The following is a 15,881-nucleotide window of genomic DNA, read 5'->3' as shown; positions in this document are numbered from 1 at the left end:
CTTAGGAAACAGTCCTGCCCGGGCTTAGATCGATAGAATCCAGCGGTTTTCGCGGGGTCACTCGGCCACGGAAAAAGCCCGTCAGCAGCCCCCAGGCGGTAACGTTCCAGGCCGCCAGCGAATAGAGCCCCAGTTGGAAGGAGCCGCGCCGCCAACTCAGCAGAGCCAAGGGAATGGCAATGAGCGCCAGGAAGATGAGCGGCTGACCAAGAAGCAGCGATGCCAGCAGCATGGCCCACCAGGCTATTACCGCGAGACCGTTGCGCACATGCCCGAGTTTACGCAGGACGAGCTTGAGATGTGGCTGGCCAAGCGCGCCGCGCAGCACCTCGCCGGGGCCACCGGAATAGCCGCTTCGCAAGCGACGCCATAATAGCTGATAGCCCGGCGTCGTATGGCCGAAATGATCGATCTGCGGCACATCTATCCGCGCCAGTTTCCAGCCATGCGCCTGCAGCCGCGCGGCAAGGTCGAACTCTTCGAACGCATGCAGGTTGCGATCGGCAAAATATCCAGCCTCGCGAACCGCTGAAGCGCGATACAGGCCGCCGCAGTCGAGGCGATCGACGATGCCTGGCAACCAGTGGCGATCCTTGGCAACGCTTGCCGCACGTATCTGAAAGCCTTCCCCTTCGGTGTTACGCTCGCACACCAGGCCACCGACGGCCGCAAAGCCAGGATTGGCTTCCAGATAGGCGATACCCGCTTCGATGAAGGGGGGATTCAGCACCATGTCGCCGTCGAGCAGATAGAAATATTCGCCATTGGCATGCTGGAACGCAAGTTGCGCGCCCGCGCCACAGCAGCGTTCATTGCGGTTCGCCAACTGCACGATCCGCACGGGATAGGTTCTGGCGATCTCGACGGTGCGGTCGGTGGAGCCGCTATCGGCCAGGACCACTTCTCCGCCGAACGGCGCAACGGCGGCAACCGCACTGGCCAATGCTTCGCCGATATGCGCTTCCTCGTTCAGCGCCTTGATGCCAACGGTGATTTTGATCATGGGATCTCCTGCCCGCGCATCATGGGGTTCATCATCATCTAGAGCGCAAATGTTTGATACGCCAGCGGTGCGCATGCACATAGGTTACGGCTGCGAACAGCGCCTCGCCGATCAATATCCCCACGATCGACCATAATGGTCCCATCGTGAACAGCAAGACAAGCACCATCGCGATCGAAATTCCAGCGGACCAGAGGCTGGCGAAGGCGAGCGGTCGAAATTCGCCGGCCGCCTGCAGCAAAGACCCTTCAGCGCGCGCACCAGCCGAACCCCGGCCACCGCGAGCCATAGCGCCCCTGCGGCAATCATGAATGGCAGATCATAGTGCGGCGGGAACAACAGTCGTGGTGCCTTGAACAGAAGAGCCGCAATGGCGAGAGCGGTCACCATCCACGCCATGACCAGCACGAGCCGAAAGGTGCGCACTGACGCAATGGCGTCTTCGATCCGGCCCGCCCCTATCTGCCGTGCCATCTGCGCGCGCTCAAATTCGTTGAGTGCCTTCTGGGCGACGCCGATCGGACGGATCAGCAAGGCGCTCGCGGCAATAGGCGCAAAGGCGGCAGGTCCCCACAATGTGGTGACCAGATAGACATGCGCGTTGGCCGTAGCCTCGGTGGTGATGACGCCCATCAGCGACCAGCCCGAATGCCGCCGCCATATGTCGCGATAGCCCATGATCAAACGCGGATCGAACCGGATAAATTGGAGGGCGAGATAGCGTTTGCCGAAGGGCAGCATGCCGATAATTGCGCTTGCCAACAGGGCTGTATAGGCCAGGTCGAGCGATTTCCCGTCCGTCATGACCATCATGACGTCCGTCATGACCATCATGCCAATCCCTGCCACGAGCGTGGCGCTATAGGCGATGTCCGACATCATCGTGCGCAGTGGGCTGCCCAGCGCGTAAGCGTGCGCGCGCGCAAGCCACCGCAGCAGGGCCACACCGCTGTATAGCGCGAAGATTGCGGCGGCGAACGGCGGCACATTCAGCATCAGCCCAAGGCCGAAAAAAAGCGTCAGTGCGCCGATGGCCGCCACCAGGTTTGTGGAGAGCATGCAGCGCTCAATCTGTTCCATACCGTCCTTCCCTTGTTCGGAAAGAAGGACCGGCAAGGGCGCGCAGAACAGAGCGCTCCAAAGCCCCCAACTAAATTGCGAGGCAACAAGAAGAAACGCAAAGCTGCCAAATTCAGTCGGGGACAGCATCCGCAGCAGCGTGAGCGACAACAGAAATTGCGCGCCAGCCGATGCGATCGGCCCGACACCAGCCTGCAGATAGCGCAGTAGCTGCGGCATCATGCCGCCGGTCTTGGGTCTATCAACCAAGTGCGGGATATCCACTTACGCCCGACGGTCGAGGTTGAGGTCGAGGTCGAGGTTTAGTCGTCAGATGGACCAGGGCTATCGTAAAAAGAAGGAACACATGCACGGTGATATCGCGGTCGAGCAAACTCGATTCGGTCGCATTATGGCTAATGCAGAAGAAAATCATCGCCATCAGCAGACTGGCAGTCGGGCGCGCGATAGTCTGGCTGGTGATCAAGCACCAAAGCGGCACTATCAGATAAGCGAGGAGCACCAGGAAAAGCCCGGGCAGGCCTACCTGCACCAGAACATCGAGAAAGCCGTTATGGCCGCTTGCCTGAGCGGTTATCCAGCCGGTGGCATAGTCTTTTATCGGCTCGCGTTCATCCCCGATATTCCAAAACGAGCCATATCCCGAACCGGTAAAGGGATTGTCCGACGCGAATTCGATCAGCGGAATCCATATCTCCACGCGGCCCGTGAACGCTTGCCGGTCGCGCATGAAATGGTCGATAACCGCGCCACCCTCCATGTCGATCAGGATAAACGCTCCCGCACCTGCGATGAGCAAAACCGGCAGGAAGAAAAGCCGATACCCTGGATTATAGCGACCAAACAAAAATCCTGTAACCAGCGCGCCCAGGCAGATGCCCATGGATGTCTTCGATTGGGTACCCAGCAAAAACAATATGGAAAGCGTAATCGTACCCCACCGCATATAACGTGACATATGGCTGGCATCGAAAAAGAATAAGAGGATAGTGACGGCTGCTACTGCACCGGCAAAATTCTTTTGCGCCAGCAGCCCGCGCCAAGCGCCGATAAGCCCGGGATCAGTTACCGTTGCAGCCTGATGGATGGCAACGCCGGGCAAAAGCGTTACCGCAAGAAGATTGCCCACCAGAATAGCGATCATCACCCGGCGGAACAGCAGGATCGTTCTGTCATAACCCGCGCATCGCACCGCAAGGAAGACGGTCCAGATTACAATTGCCGTCAATAGGAAGCGGCGCAGGGCGGGCCGCAGGCACGGCCGACCAACTGATCGAAAACAGGCTCCATGCCAGGATCGCGATCATCGATAGCGGAAGAACGAGTAGACGCGCAGGCGACTGCCAGGGGCGGATGCTTGCAATGGCGATCATGAAAGTAAGGAGATAGAGAGACTGGCGCAGCGCGCTTCCACCGCCGCCAGACCCGCCAGTTGGCTGGCTGAGGTTGGGGCCAAACACGGCGCCCAACAGCACACCGACGATCGCGATCGACCCAAGCAGTCGGTCGCCCGGAAGACGCCGGAGCGGCGCTATCCGCGGGGGCAGGGTGATCCTGGGCGTTCTTTCCATCACATAGGGTCCGCGCGGCGAAATATGTTGGCTTGCCTGTGTCGTATCCGGGTGTCGACCCAAATAGCCCACCTCATCATCACGGTACGAAGTTCCGATAGGCGTTCACCATGGCGCCAAAGGTGGTTTCGTCGGCCAAGCGTCGCGCCTGATCGGCACGCCCGGCATAGGCCTGCGGGCTGTCGAGCAGTCCGGTGATGGCCCGTGCTAGCCCGCTATCATCGTCTGTCGCGACGGCAATGCCGCATTGTTGCCCATCCGACCGGGTAATGCCTTCAATCTGCACCGGCACATCGGACACAATCAGGGGCACGCCGAGCTTCGCCGCTTCTATCAGGCCCAGGCTATGCCCTTCGAAATGGCTGACCTGCACGAACAGATCGCCCCGTGCCAATATGGTCAGGCTTCGGCACGCGGCCTGTGACCGAGGAAATGCACGCGTTCTGTGACGCCCAACGCAGCTGTCAGTGTTTTGAGCGCGTCTTCGTCAGGACCATTGCCAACGATGTCGATATCGACGTCGGGCATATGAACGGCTGCGCGTATCAGCAGGGGATAATTTTTCTGATACGCAAGGCGGCCCGTGGCAACCACCTTCCGTCCCGTTCCGATGCGCCCCGCGCGTTCCGCAGCCAGATTTTCCAGCAGTTGCTCGATCTCTGGCGGGAGGGCGTTGTGGATTGTAATGCGCTTCGCACGGTATCGCGCCGACTTGTTCGCCAGTGTCGAGGACACACTGTCCGACACGCTGACCACGGCCTTTACGCTGTCGAGCGATCCGGCCAAGCCGTCGATGCGGTTGAGCAGCGGATTGTGGGTTTCCGTCGGGGAATGGTGCGAGATGACGACGCACGATTTTCTGCCTGCGATCCGGGCGGCTATTGCGGCAAGGATATTGGCGGCGGGCATGGCCGTGACGATGAGGTCCGGTTTTTCCCGACGGATGATATCCACCAGGTTCCAAAGCATTCGCGCCATGGCGATTGGATTGGACGGACGACGATCGATGACATAGCGCCAAGGCAATTGGGTGATGTTTCGCGGACCGTAGCCCGCAAAGGATAGAGCGCCATCAACTCTACCGTTTCACCCGCTACACGAAAGGCTTCAGCAAGGTTCGCCCAGATTTCCTGCGCGCCCCCAGCCGATGAATGAGAGACCAGAAAATACACACGCCGTGTCATAAGCAGGCGGTTCCCCCTTGCTCTGACCAAGCCGAAATCTATCAGCTTCCCCGGTCCGAGTATGTCTTTGCCTCTAGGGTAGGCTATCTTCACGCGCAACCGGAATTATGGACTTTTGGTTCGGATTGCTGCGGCCGATCCCGTTCCGTTCTACCGCAAGATCGATATAGGGCAGGATGTTCCGTACCACCAATTCGGACCCTTCCTCGGTCAAATGGCCATGATCGAACTGCATGGGGATGGGCGGCTTTGCCAAGGTTTTGCAGGTCTGTCCCCGACACAGCAGATCGATGAGCGAAACATAGATGATGCCGCGCCGTTCTGCCATCTCCCGCAATTGCCGGTCCTTTGTGAATTGTTGCGTGCGCAGCGACCGGCGTAGGAGGTCGCGGTCACCTCTTCCCAGCGCAACGGCGAGCAATCGAGGGAGGGCAGCGGTATATTGCGGTATGGGGCCGATCAGCACGATATTGAGATTGAGCGATGCCATTTTGTCCAGTGTCTTTTCCAACAGTTCCAAGTCATTCGGGCGCCATTTTGCGGACAGCAGGATCACCGCCGGGCGATGCTCGGGTGCCCATTTCAGCAACATATCGTTGAACAGTCGGCGGCATCGGGTTGAAGGATCGGGATGAATGAGGGGGCGGCACCCCGCGACCGTCGCCTGCAGCACTTCATATTGGCCGGGATTTTGCGCAAATCCAGGCCATAGATGCGCGGCATGGCTGTCACCCAACAGCAGCACGACGGGCTTGCGCGTTTTGGGCGTGATACAGGACGGGTCGATCTCTCCTTGCGGACCCGCGCGAAAGCAGGTTCCTCGTCGATAGGCGAGTTCCACGTCCATGCTCAGATAGTTGGCGACCGCCTGCTGCTCCTCTGAATAGCGATCAGGCATGCCGCGCAGAGCCAATAGCGCGCCTGCGGTACCGATCATCAAGGCCATGGCCATTAACGCGCCCTTGAACACATCGCGGGTGCGCCAATGCGCAACATTGGTTCGGAACGGCCGCTCTATGAATTTCCACGAGAGCACGGCCAACAGGAACGAGACGCCGATCTCGATAACCTGCATTTGTGGGGTCAGGCCGTTTTGCAAGAAAGCGATCTTCGCAAAGACAATGACGGGCCAATGCCACATGTAGAGCGAATAGGAGATTTTGCCGACGAAGACCGCTGGCGAGAGGCTGAAGAGTCGGCTTACCCATCCGCCGCTCGCTCCGGTCATCAGCAATAGCAAGGCGCCGCCGCACGGCAGAGCGGCGGCTGCGCCAGGGAAGAGCATCATTTCATCATAGAGCCAGATGCTCGTGAGAATTGCGGCCAGACCAAGCGCGCCCAGCAGATCGTTGACCCAGCGATTGCGGATGGGGTTGCCGGTGAGCGCAAGCATAGCACCAAGCGCCAGTTCGCAGGCCCGCGTCGGCAGGAGGTAGAAGGTCGCGGAAGGATTGATGTTGAGGAACAGAATCGAGGCAACGAAAGACGCCATACAGATTGCGGCGACCGTCAGCCTGAGCAAGGTCATCCGGCTTGCCCCAATCCAGGCGAGGAGCAAAGGCCAAAGAATGTAGAACTGCTCCTCTACCGCCAGCGACCAGGTATGCAGCAAGGGTTTGGTATTGGATGCAGCGTCGAAATATCCGCTTTCCGAGTAAAACAGGATATTGGATGAAAAAAGCGTCGTGGCACCCAGCGACCCGGCGTACCGAACAAGTTCGGTCGGTAGCAAATATCCAATGGCGACCAGGCTGGACGTCGCAAGAACAGCAAATAATACCGGGAATATGCGCAAAATGCGGCGGCGGTAGAATTCCGCTATCGAATATCGACCGGCTGCCAGATCCCGCACCAATATGCCGGTGATCAGATAACCGGAGATGACGAAGAAAATGTCGACCCCGACAAATCCGCCGCTGAACCCTCTGACGCTCGCATGGCCAAGAACGACCGGCAATACAGCAAGCGCACGCAGGCCATCAATGTCAGGCCGGTAATTACGGGCTACGGCAGATTGGACCTGCAGCGTGTTTTCCGCATTCAGCGCGCCAGTCCTGTATTTGCCTACTGCCACAAAGGCGACCCCTCGGAAAAACTCTCAGCCCTATGCCCCGCGCCCAAGACGGCGGAACGAGAATTCCAACGCATCGCGGCGAAGTCACCTTATCTTAGCATATGGCCCATTATTCAGATAGCAAATCATTCTGCAGTGCAACATCACATTACGGCGAAGTAACGCATTTGCACAATTGGTAATTGGGGATTTTGTTCCAGTCTGTTTCAAGAGCAACAGCGATTCAAAACTCTATCGCGTGCGAGCGCAACCGTATAGACAAGGCATATTGGCTATCAAGGATAACTTGCGGGGATGACGCAGCGCACACCTTTGTCGGCGACGCTGGACCGGCTGGATGGCATTCAACTCGCTCGGGCAATTGCCGCGCTGTCGGTGGTCATCGCGCATGCGATCGATCATCCGCTCAAGGGCAATGCGGGCGAAATTTTCCAGCTCGGTGCGCGCTATGGCGTGACATTATTTTTCGTCATCAGTGGCTTCATCATGACGCAAACCACAGGTTTGCAACGGTTCAATGCGGCCCAATTTCTCAATCGCCGTGTTCGTCGCGTAGTGCCGATCTACTGGTTCGCCACGTTTCTGGTGGCATCGGTCACGCTCATCGCGCCCGGCATGTTTCAAAGAACAGTTTTCGATCCCCAGCACTTTTTCTTATCGCTGTTTTTCATACCCGCTTACGACCCATCTGGGACCGGCGGCATCTGGCCGATGTTCAAGCTGGGTTGGACCTTGAACTATGAAATGTTCTTTTACGTTTCGTTCGCGGCGACATTCGCTTTTGGGTTGGTGACCAGGGCAATTTTGCTGACGCTCTTCTTTGGCACCTGCATCCTGATCGGTCAGCTGTACCATTTTGACGCAGCGATACCTACATTTTACACCCGCATCGACACATTGGCGTTCGTTGCCGGTGTCTGGTTAGGGGTGCTGAACCTCAAAGGCCGGTTTCGATCCGACAATGTGACCCTTGTCGTTCTTCTCATGGCCTCGACGGCGCTGCTGGCCTGGATCGCCAGCCAATATCCGATCATCCGTCTCATCCCTTGGACTCAGGTGGGGCTGATAGCGGTGTGCGCGGCCCATGCGGCCATCTTGGTGATCTTGGTCGATAAACGCGGCCGGATGCCGCACAGGCTGTGGTTATATATCGGCGATTCCAGCTATTCGATCTACCTGTTTCATATGTTCGCGATAGGTGCCGTGACTGCCGTCATCCGCCGCCTGCCAGCCGATTTGATGATCCCCATGATCGGCGTGTCCGCCTTATGTGGATGTATTGCGGGCATGATTGCCTATCAGTTCATTGAGCGACCGCTTATCCGGCATACGCGCGGCCGTCGACCGGTCGTAGCATAGACCGAACATGGTTCGGTGTGCCGCTTGATCGACGGATACAGCCTCACACCGTTCGCATATTTTGGCTGACTGGAGGCGCGCTGCTAAACCCATCCTTAACTCGCGTCCCATAGAGATTGTTCGAACGTCGCCAGGAACAATCGAATGCGCGCCAAGTCCGTCCACATGACGCCGTTGCGAACGGCGCTCGGCAAATGCAGACCCTATTTCATCCTGGCGGCCATTTTCAGTGCGCTGGGCAATCTCTTATATCTGACCCCCACCTTATTCATGATGCAGGTTTACGACCGTGTCGTGCCAACGGGTGGTCTTGCAACCTTGGTCGCCCTGGGCCTTATCGCCAGTTTCGCGCTGGGTGCGCTTGTCCTTTTCGAATGGCTTCGCGGCCGTGTGCTGTTGCGGGCCGGCGCACGGCTGGAGGAGGAACTATCGTCTCATGCCCTGCGCATGGCCTTGTCGCGCTCTGATCTGTCGCCGATCGATTCGGGCGAATTGATGCGGGACTTCGACACGTTTCGCCATGGCATCAGCAGCGCGGCGGTGCTTGCCGCGCTCGATGCGCCCTGGACGATCGTCTATATTGGGGCAGCCTTCCTGCTTCACCCGTGGATCGGTGTATTGACTGTTGCGGCCAGCTTGCTGTTGCTGGGGCTGGCCTGGCTCAGCGAACGATCTTCTGCACCGGCCCTGCGATCCTATAACGAAGCATCGCGCATTTCCTATGCACGCCTGTCGCACGCGACCGGCCATGCAGCGGAAGTAAGAGCGTTGGGCATGAATGATGCATTGGTGCAGGCCCATCGCGAAGAACGTGCGCTCGTCAATCATCATCACCTGCGCGCAGGCTTTGTGGGTACGGCCTATGGCAGCGGGATGAAGTTCTTCCGCCTGTTTCTTCAGTCTGCCGCGCTCGCGCTTGCCGCTGTTCTGGTCGTGCGTCATGAACTGTCGGGTGGTGCGATGATCGCTGCCACCCTGCTGCTTTCACGCGCCATCGCGCCGATCGAGCAGATTGTGGGCGGCTGGAAATCGATCGTCCACACACGCACCGCCTATGACCGTCTGACCAAAGCCTTCGGCACATGGTCCGACGTGCCCCGCACGCTCCTGCCCGACCCGACAGGTGCGCTAACAGTCGAACGGATCACCGTGCTCTCACCGGGCACCCACCGCGTTGCGCTTGCCGACATCAGCTTCGAAGCAAAACCGGGCGACGTGGTCGCGCTGATCGGCGCGAGCGGATCCGGCAAGTCCACCTTGTTGCGCGCCATCGCCGGCGGGTTGGACCCGGTCCGTGGTACGATCCGGCTGGATGGGGCATCCAGGTCGGACTGGAACGAAGCCCAATTGACGCGCGCGATTGGCTATCTGCCGCAAAATTTCATGCTCTTTCCAGGCTCGATCCGCGACAACATAGCGCGCTTCCAATATACGGCCGAGGCAGATGCCGCCGCCCTGGACGCCAAAGTGGTGGCCGCGGCACAATCCGTTGGCGCGCACGACATGATCCTTCGTCTGCCCAATGCCTATGACAGCATGATCCAGATTGGCGAGATGGGCCTGTCGTCAGGACAAACGCAGCGAATCGCGCTCGCGCGTGCGCTATTTGGCGACCCGAAATTGATCCTGCTGGACGAGCCGAGTGCTAGTCTGGACTCAGAAGCAAAATTGGCTCTGACCAAATTGCTGGTCGAACTGCGCTCGCGCGGCACGACAGTCGTGTTTTCGAGCCATGATAGTGATCTGGTCGCCAGCGCCGACCGCATCCTCAAATTGGAGCATGGCATCCTGGAAGCGTTGGCGTCGCCCCTCGACCGTCTGCAACAGCGACAACGGGCCATGTCGCGCGCACCAATCTCCTTCGGCACGCAGGGTATCAACGGATGAGCGAGATGGTCATCATCGATTCGGACACCCGTCTGTCGATACCGTCGGCACACAGCCGACCGCATAATTTCAAGCCGGAATTATATATGGGCATCGGCCTTGGTGCCGTGCTCATCGTAACCACCCTGGGGTGGGGAATGCTGGCGCAACTGGACGCTGCGGTGATCGCGCCGGGGACGGTGCGGGCGGCAAGTTCGCTCAGTGCCGTGCAGACGCCCTCTGGTGGCGTGGTCGGGCGAGTCTATGTCGCCAACGGCGCCCGTGTGCGCGAAGGCGATCTCCTCGCTGAATTCGCCAATCCCGATGAGGTCGCCCAAGAACGATCTTTGGCGAGCCGGGTATTTGGCTTGCAGGCTGAAATCGCGCGGCTTGAAGCGGGACTGCGCGGTGACGCAGATGTGCCGGATATTCCCTCCTTCGCGACTCTCACGGGAGAGAATCGGGCGATTGCCTTGGCCGCGTTGGCGCGGGAAAAGGCCCAGTTGCAACTTGAGCGCGCCATTATCCGGTCGGAAAGGGGCATGCTGCGCGATCGGCGCGCCCAGATCGGTCATCAGGCGGCGGGGCAGGCGGAGCAACGAGCATCGTCCGTTCGTCAAAAGCAGCTTAACGACGAAGAATTGGCGGCGATGCAATCCTTGCTGGCGAAAGGCCTCACCACCCGATCGCGCGTCGTCGCGCTGCAACGCGCGTCGGCCGCCTATGACGGCGAAATTGGTGCATCCCGCGCGGAGGCTGGCCGCCTTCGCAGCCAGTCGGAAGAAGTGACGCTCCAAATGTTGGGTGGTCAGGAAGAGCGCAATAGGCAGAATGCCGATCGGCTTCGACTCGCGCAGACGGAATTGCATAGCGTGTTGCCGCAATGGCAGGCGGCCCGTACCGATCGCTCGCGGTCGGCCATACTGGCCCCTTTCGACGGTACGATCAGCGCTGCCAACATGCCGAAGGTCGGACAGGTGATCGCGCCTGGCGGGCCCCTATTCGACCTGGTGCCGGCGTCGAAAGATTATGTCGTGGAAGCACGGGTTTCACTGGAAAATGCAGCCGACCTGGCACCTGGGCAGGCCGCCAAGGTGCGGCTTGTGACGTTCCGCTCCGCGGACCTGCCGCCTGTAGAAGGGACGGTGGAGCGTGTGTCGGCTGAAAGCATAGAAGATCCCCGCACGGGCGAGGCCTATTATACCGCCCAGATTCGCGTACCCGATCGGGAATTGCGCAGCGCTGGCAAGCGCGCGGGGCTGGCCGGTGGCGTCCGCCCCGGTACGCCGGTTGAGATCGTGGTCAACACCAAGGCCAGAACCGCCATGGAATATCTGTTTGGCCCTCTACTCCAAAGAATGGACAGGGTCTTCACGGAACGTTGAACGTCCGCCGTTGGTGCAACATGCTCGTTGGAATAGAGCCAAATAGCGCTAAACGGCTCGAAACATTGACCCTTGCTAAGGCTTTGGTGATAGAGGCGGCATCAACGAAATCCGGCGGCTCGGTCTGATGCGGCCGTTATCCGTAGCGGGCAAGGATTGGCTGGCACGGGCTGGCACGAACATAAGGTAGATGATGCGGGGGAGGGGAACGAGGCAGGTCCACAATGCCAGGCTGGCAATGCACGATCGCGTCGGAAGCCGCAGGAGAGCTCGCCCGCGCCTTCGTTCAGGCGTTGAACGGCAGATTGCACCCATCATAGCGCTGCTGCTCAGTATCGGATTCACCTTCAATGGTCTGGACACGCTGTCCGGCAATCCGACTCTGTTCCTGCTATGCGGGGCAATGCTGGCGTTGCTGTTGCTGCTCGATGCCCCACCGCGCCTGTTCTGGACGCGCGCATTGCCCATCCTTGCCCTGGTCCTGCTGGCTTATGGTTGGGCGACGCTGCCGCTTTGGGCACCGGCCCAGTTCCTGCTTCGGCAAGGCTATATCGTGCCCGACCTCCTCTTGCCCCGGTTGCTCGGGGCGGCTGGACTCCTCGCCGCGTTTCTGGCCGGCGCGATGTTGGGGGCCAGGCGCAACGCCCTTGCCAACATAATCGATTGGATGCTGCTCTTTGGCTGCGTCAATGTAATCGGCGGGCTCATTCTTCGCGAATATGGTACGGAATTGCCGTGGGACATCTGGCGTCCCCGACAGGATATGCGGTTCACCGGCACGCTGAGCAATGCCAATGTCGCAGGCACCTATTATGGCATGCTGGCGCTGTTGGCGCTCGGACGGATCGTGAGCGACCCGGCGATCGGCGACGGACCTGTTGCACAAGCATGGCGTGCTGCCCGCTGGGTCGGACTGTTGCTGTGTGCGGGGGCTTGCGCGATCACGGCGTCTCGGTCGGCAATGGCGGGGACTTTGCTGGGTCTGACCGGCATCGGGCTGCTGCACTTCCTCCGCCGAAAGGGATTCGATTCCTGGCTGGTGCCGCTGCTCCTGTTGCTCGGTGCAGGCGGCGTTCTGGCCGTCGGCCTGGTGGATATGCTGTTCGCGCGCGCCAGCATGATCGCTGAGGGCACGGCCGGACGGACGATGATGTGGGGCCATTATTGGCACATCGCACGGCAGGCACCCTGGTTCGGCTATGGTTTGGGCAGCTTCCCCGACGTCAACCAGCAGATGTTGACTGATCCGCGCACGGCCCAGGCCCTGTGGATGGTCAATGCACCCCACAACCTGATCCTGCGTTTCCTCATCGACGGTGGCGTGCCATTCCTGTTGCTACTGACCATAGCGATGTTGGTGATCGTCCGTCGAATCGCGGCCAACTTATCCTATTACGGACCATTGGATGGTCGCGCGGGCGTGGTCGCGGCGATCTTCACCGCATTGCTCTGTTCCATGGTGGATATCGCGCTCGATATACCCGCGCTGGCAGCGATGACGCTATTTCTGATTGGCCTATTGTGGGAACGGCATCAATTCGGCAGCCGGTCCGCGTCGAAAGCCCTGACCGTGCGCCACCGCAGCATGAAAGGAAAATAGGCGGGCGTGGCGCGAACGGCAGCGAATATGCTGTCGCGCTGCTCTGGCCTTAACCGGACAAACCAGATGGCTTCGTCGACGATGCGCCTTTGCGTGGCGTCCGGCAATGCACCCCATTGCGCAAGGCCATAGCGTATCCGCCAAGCGGCTGCCTCACGCATATAGGGCATATGGTCATAGCTGCGCACCAAAGCGCGCTGCGCCGCGACCTTGCCCTCTGATCCTTTCAAGGATTGGAGATAGGCTTCTAATGCCTCGGCTTCTCCCCAACCGGGGCGGCCCGCAAGCGCGGCTGCGATCATGCGTTGCGCCATGCTCAATAGTCGCCGTTTGTCCGCCGCATCTTGCGCAAACGGCACCTGGTTCAAATAGAGTTGGGCATCAAGCAGCAGCGCGCGTGGCGGCTGTGCCAGGTTGAGCGGGGGGGGCGGCCCAATCGGAAGCCCGCGCCGCGCTGTAAACTGCACGCTTGCCAACAGCTGCTCCTGCGCCGTTGCAATGGCATGTTCCCGACGCAGTTCATAAACAGACGATGCGGCACCTATGCCGACGACGACCAGTGCGACGATCGCAAGATATCTTGCAGGCGCAGCCCTCGACCCGGCGATCGAGGCTGCGCCTGCATGGTTGCGGTTAGCCCGCGCGATAATAGGCGGCATATTGCTGGGAATAGTACAAACCGCCGATCGCTTCCGATGATGGATCGACCATTGCGAAGATCGCGCCAATCAAGTGCGCGTCATCCGCCCGCAATTGCTGAACTGCTGCCGCGACCGGCCGCATCGGCGTTTTGCCCCAACGCACGACCAGGACAACCGCGTCCGCCAGCGCTGCCAGGAACCGACCATCGGCAAGGCCCAGCAATGGCGGCAGGTCGAGCACGATATGGTCGTAGCGGCTACTCAGATCCTTGAGCAGCTGGGCCATCGTATCACCGCCAAACACATCTTCCGAACTATAATGCGGCCGCAGCACGGGCAGCAGGTCCAGCTTTTCGGTCGTATCAGCGATGATAGCCGCTTCTACGGGGGCCTGTTTATCGAGGATTTCAACCAGACCTGCGTCGCCAGCTATGCCCGTCGTCTGCCGCAGCGATGCCCGGCGAATATCGCAGTCGATCAACAGCGTCCGCGATCCACTGACCGCCAGCGTTCGCGCAAAAGCGAGCGCAGTCGTCGTCTTGCCTTCTGCGGGAACCGTCGACGTGATGGCGATGATCTTGATCGGTTCGGACGAACGCACGCCCAGGATCGAGGCGCGCGCGATCCGCATCGATTCGCCGAAGAGCGAGGTCGATTTGTCGGCGATCAGATTAGCAGGCGATTCTTTCCCCTTCACCTTCGGCACGGCCGCCAGCACGGTCAGGCCGAGTTCGGATTCCAAGTCGGACACGTTGCGGATGCCGGGAACCAGAAGTTCCTGCGTGATGATCGTGGCGCTTCCTCCCGCAAAAGCGACGATCAATGCCATCGCGAGCAACAAGGAACGCTTGGGGGCTGTGGGAGAAGTTGGTGGCGTCGCACGGTCGATGATCGTGGCCGTCGCAATTTCGCTGCGCTGGCCCTGTACGCTGTCCACCGACAGCTTGGCCATCTGGTCATAGGCCGCACGCTTGCTCGCTGCTTCCCGCTCCAGGCTGTCGCCGGTTACGCTCGCGCGCGTATTGGTCGCTTGCTGACCTTCCAACTGCCGCAGCGATCCACGAAGGCTTGCCACGCGGGCATCCGCTGCTTGCGACGCGGCCTGAAGCGAGGCAACGGCGCGCTCGGCTTCCTCTGCAATCTGGCGGTCGAGCTGCTTGAGCTGATCCTGAACCTTGACGGTTTCGGGGTGAAGAGGACCATAGCGCGCGTCGACTTCCCCCTTGCTGCGGACGACTTCAGCGCGTTGCCGACGGAGATCCGAAACCACCTGGGAACTGCGCACCTCGGAAACGGCATCCAACCCGCCACGTGCGATCTGTGCGCGCGCAGCGTTGAGATTGGCGCGCGCTTCGGCGGCGGATGATTCGGCGGTGGCGAGTTGGCTCGACAATGGGCCGACCTGCTGATCCACGATCGTACCGGCGTCCCGACCGATCATGCCGGTTTGGGCACGATATTGCGCGGCGGCTGCCTCTGCTGCGCGAACTTCATTGCCGAGTTCGGTCAGGCGGCGTTCAAAAAATGCAGCCTGCGTTTCGGCCGTGCCCATCCTCGTGCCGATCTTGGCACGGATATATTCTTCGGCAAAGGCATTCGCGATGTCCGCTGCCTTGCGTGGGTCCGTCGATTCAAAACCGACATTTATGACATAGGTCAGCTTGTCCCGGCCGACATTCAAGTTACCCTTGACCGCGCGGACCAGGGAATCCATCCGGTCGGCGGGGGAGACCGAAGCGCCAGCTTCCACATCCTTGGCGAACTCGGGATCGTTCTGCAGGTTCAAGCGCTGAACTACCGCCCGCGCGACCTCTTGCGAATTGAGCAGCGTGACTTCGGTTTCGATGGCTTCCGAATCAAGATCGGGCGTATAATTGCCCCGCGAACGCGCCAACGGATCACGATTTGGATCGATCTGGAGGCGCGCGGTTGCCTGATAACTTGGCGTCATCAGCAAGATGAGTACCGCCGCTACGGCGAATATTACGCCCGTCACCAGCGCAAGTGTTACCCAACGCCGCCGCAATACCCCTTTCAACGCCAACACATTGTCAGAAAGCCGAACCTCTTTGCCTTCACTTGCCGCGCTGTTCATCTAAAACCATCCCCTTGCTGCAT

General features: G+C 59.8%; 13 protein-coding genes. 4 read left to right on the top strand and 9 right to left on the bottom strand.

What is annotated here, in order from left to right; translation table 11 throughout:
* Position 1 precedes the first annotated feature (1 nt).
* The 7 genes from BF95_RS00825 to BF95_RS00795 form a co-directional block, all read right to left on the bottom strand.
* Positions 2 to 1,003 (bottom strand): glycosyltransferase, encoded by a 1,002-nt coding sequence (locus tag BF95_RS00825; RefSeq protein ID WP_051519796.1) that lies wholly within the window; start codon positions 1,001 to 1,003, stop codon positions 2 to 4.
* 111 nt (positions 1,004 to 1,114) lie between these two features.
* On the bottom strand, positions 1,115 to 2,332 hold the full coding sequence (locus BF95_RS00820; protein ID WP_152542505.1) for a hypothetical protein: 1,218 nt from the start codon (positions 2,330 to 2,332) through the stop codon (positions 1,115 to 1,117).
* Entirely contained in the window at positions 2,325 to 3,227 is a 903-nt protein-coding gene (locus tag BF95_RS00815; protein WP_152542504.1) for an O-antigen ligase family protein, read from the bottom strand. The genes BF95_RS00820 and BF95_RS00815 overlap by 8 nt, the downstream gene beginning before the upstream one ends.
* A gap of 28 nt (positions 3,228 to 3,255) precedes the next feature.
* A complete protein-coding gene (locus BF95_RS00810) occupies positions 3,256 to 3,654 on the bottom strand; it encodes a hypothetical protein (RefSeq protein WP_043148668.1) in 399 nt (132 codons plus the stop codon).
* Between the two features lie 79 nt (positions 3,655 to 3,733).
* On the bottom strand, positions 3,734 to 4,048 hold the full coding sequence (locus tag BF95_RS30230) for a glycosyltransferase (RefSeq protein WP_043148667.1): 315 nt from the start codon (positions 4,046 to 4,048) through the stop codon (positions 3,734 to 3,736).
* Between the two features lie 5 nt (positions 4,049 to 4,053).
* Entirely contained in the window at positions 4,054 to 4,680 is a 627-nt protein-coding gene (locus BF95_RS30225; protein ID WP_043148666.1) for a glycosyltransferase, read from the bottom strand.
* 231 nt (positions 4,681 to 4,911) lie between these two features.
* Positions 4,912 to 6,912: an acyltransferase family protein gene (locus BF95_RS00795; RefSeq protein ID WP_081763979.1), complete on the bottom strand. Its 2,001-nt coding sequence runs from the start codon at positions 6,910 to 6,912 to the stop codon at positions 4,912 to 4,914.
* A gap of 294 nt (positions 6,913 to 7,206) precedes the next feature.
* On the opposite strand from BF95_RS00795, the gene BF95_RS00790 reads away from it, so the two are divergent.
* From BF95_RS00790 to BF95_RS00775, 4 genes are all read left to right on the top strand, one after another.
* Complete coding sequence (locus BF95_RS00790) at positions 7,207 to 8,271, top strand: acyltransferase family protein (RefSeq protein WP_043148665.1); 1,065 nt, start codon at positions 7,207 to 7,209, stop codon at positions 8,269 to 8,271.
* Between the two features lie 144 nt (positions 8,272 to 8,415).
* Positions 8,416 to 10,158 (top strand): type I secretion system permease/ATPase, encoded by a 1,743-nt coding sequence (locus BF95_RS00785; protein WP_051519794.1) that lies wholly within the window; start codon positions 8,416 to 8,418, stop codon positions 10,156 to 10,158.
* The gene (locus BF95_RS00780; RefSeq protein WP_043148664.1) at positions 10,155 to 11,522 is read left to right on the top strand and encodes an HlyD family type I secretion periplasmic adaptor subunit; all 1,368 of its coding nucleotides are present in this window, start codon (positions 10,155 to 10,157) and stop codon (positions 11,520 to 11,522) included. The genes BF95_RS00785 and BF95_RS00780 overlap by 4 nt, the downstream gene beginning before the upstream one ends.
* Positions 11,523 to 11,760: 238 nt before the next feature.
* Complete coding sequence (locus BF95_RS00775) at positions 11,761 to 13,122, top strand: O-antigen ligase family protein (RefSeq protein ID WP_043148663.1); 1,362 nt, start codon at positions 11,761 to 11,763, stop codon at positions 13,120 to 13,122.
* Here the strand turns inward: BF95_RS00775 and BF95_RS00770 are convergent.
* Both BF95_RS00770 and BF95_RS00765 read right to left on the bottom strand, forming a co-directional pair.
* Positions 13,056 to 13,781: a hypothetical protein gene (locus BF95_RS00770; protein ID WP_043148662.1), complete on the bottom strand. Its 726-nt coding sequence runs from the start codon at positions 13,779 to 13,781 to the stop codon at positions 13,056 to 13,058. The two genes, BF95_RS00775 and BF95_RS00770, sit on opposite strands and share 67 nt — an antisense overlap.
* Complete coding sequence (locus BF95_RS00765; protein WP_051519793.1) at positions 13,756 to 15,858, bottom strand: GumC family protein; 2,103 nt, start codon at positions 15,856 to 15,858, stop codon at positions 13,756 to 13,758. Before BF95_RS00765 ends, BF95_RS00770 begins: the two co-directional genes overlap by 26 nt.
* Positions 15,859 to 15,881 lie beyond the last annotated feature (23 nt).

It is taken from the genome of Sphingobium sp. Ant17 (assembly GCF_000588875.1).
In the GTDB taxonomy this organism is placed as follows: Bacteria; Pseudomonadota; Alphaproteobacteria; order Sphingomonadales; family Sphingomonadaceae; genus Sphingobium.
This window is presented reverse-complemented; position numbering and strand designations above follow the sequence as displayed.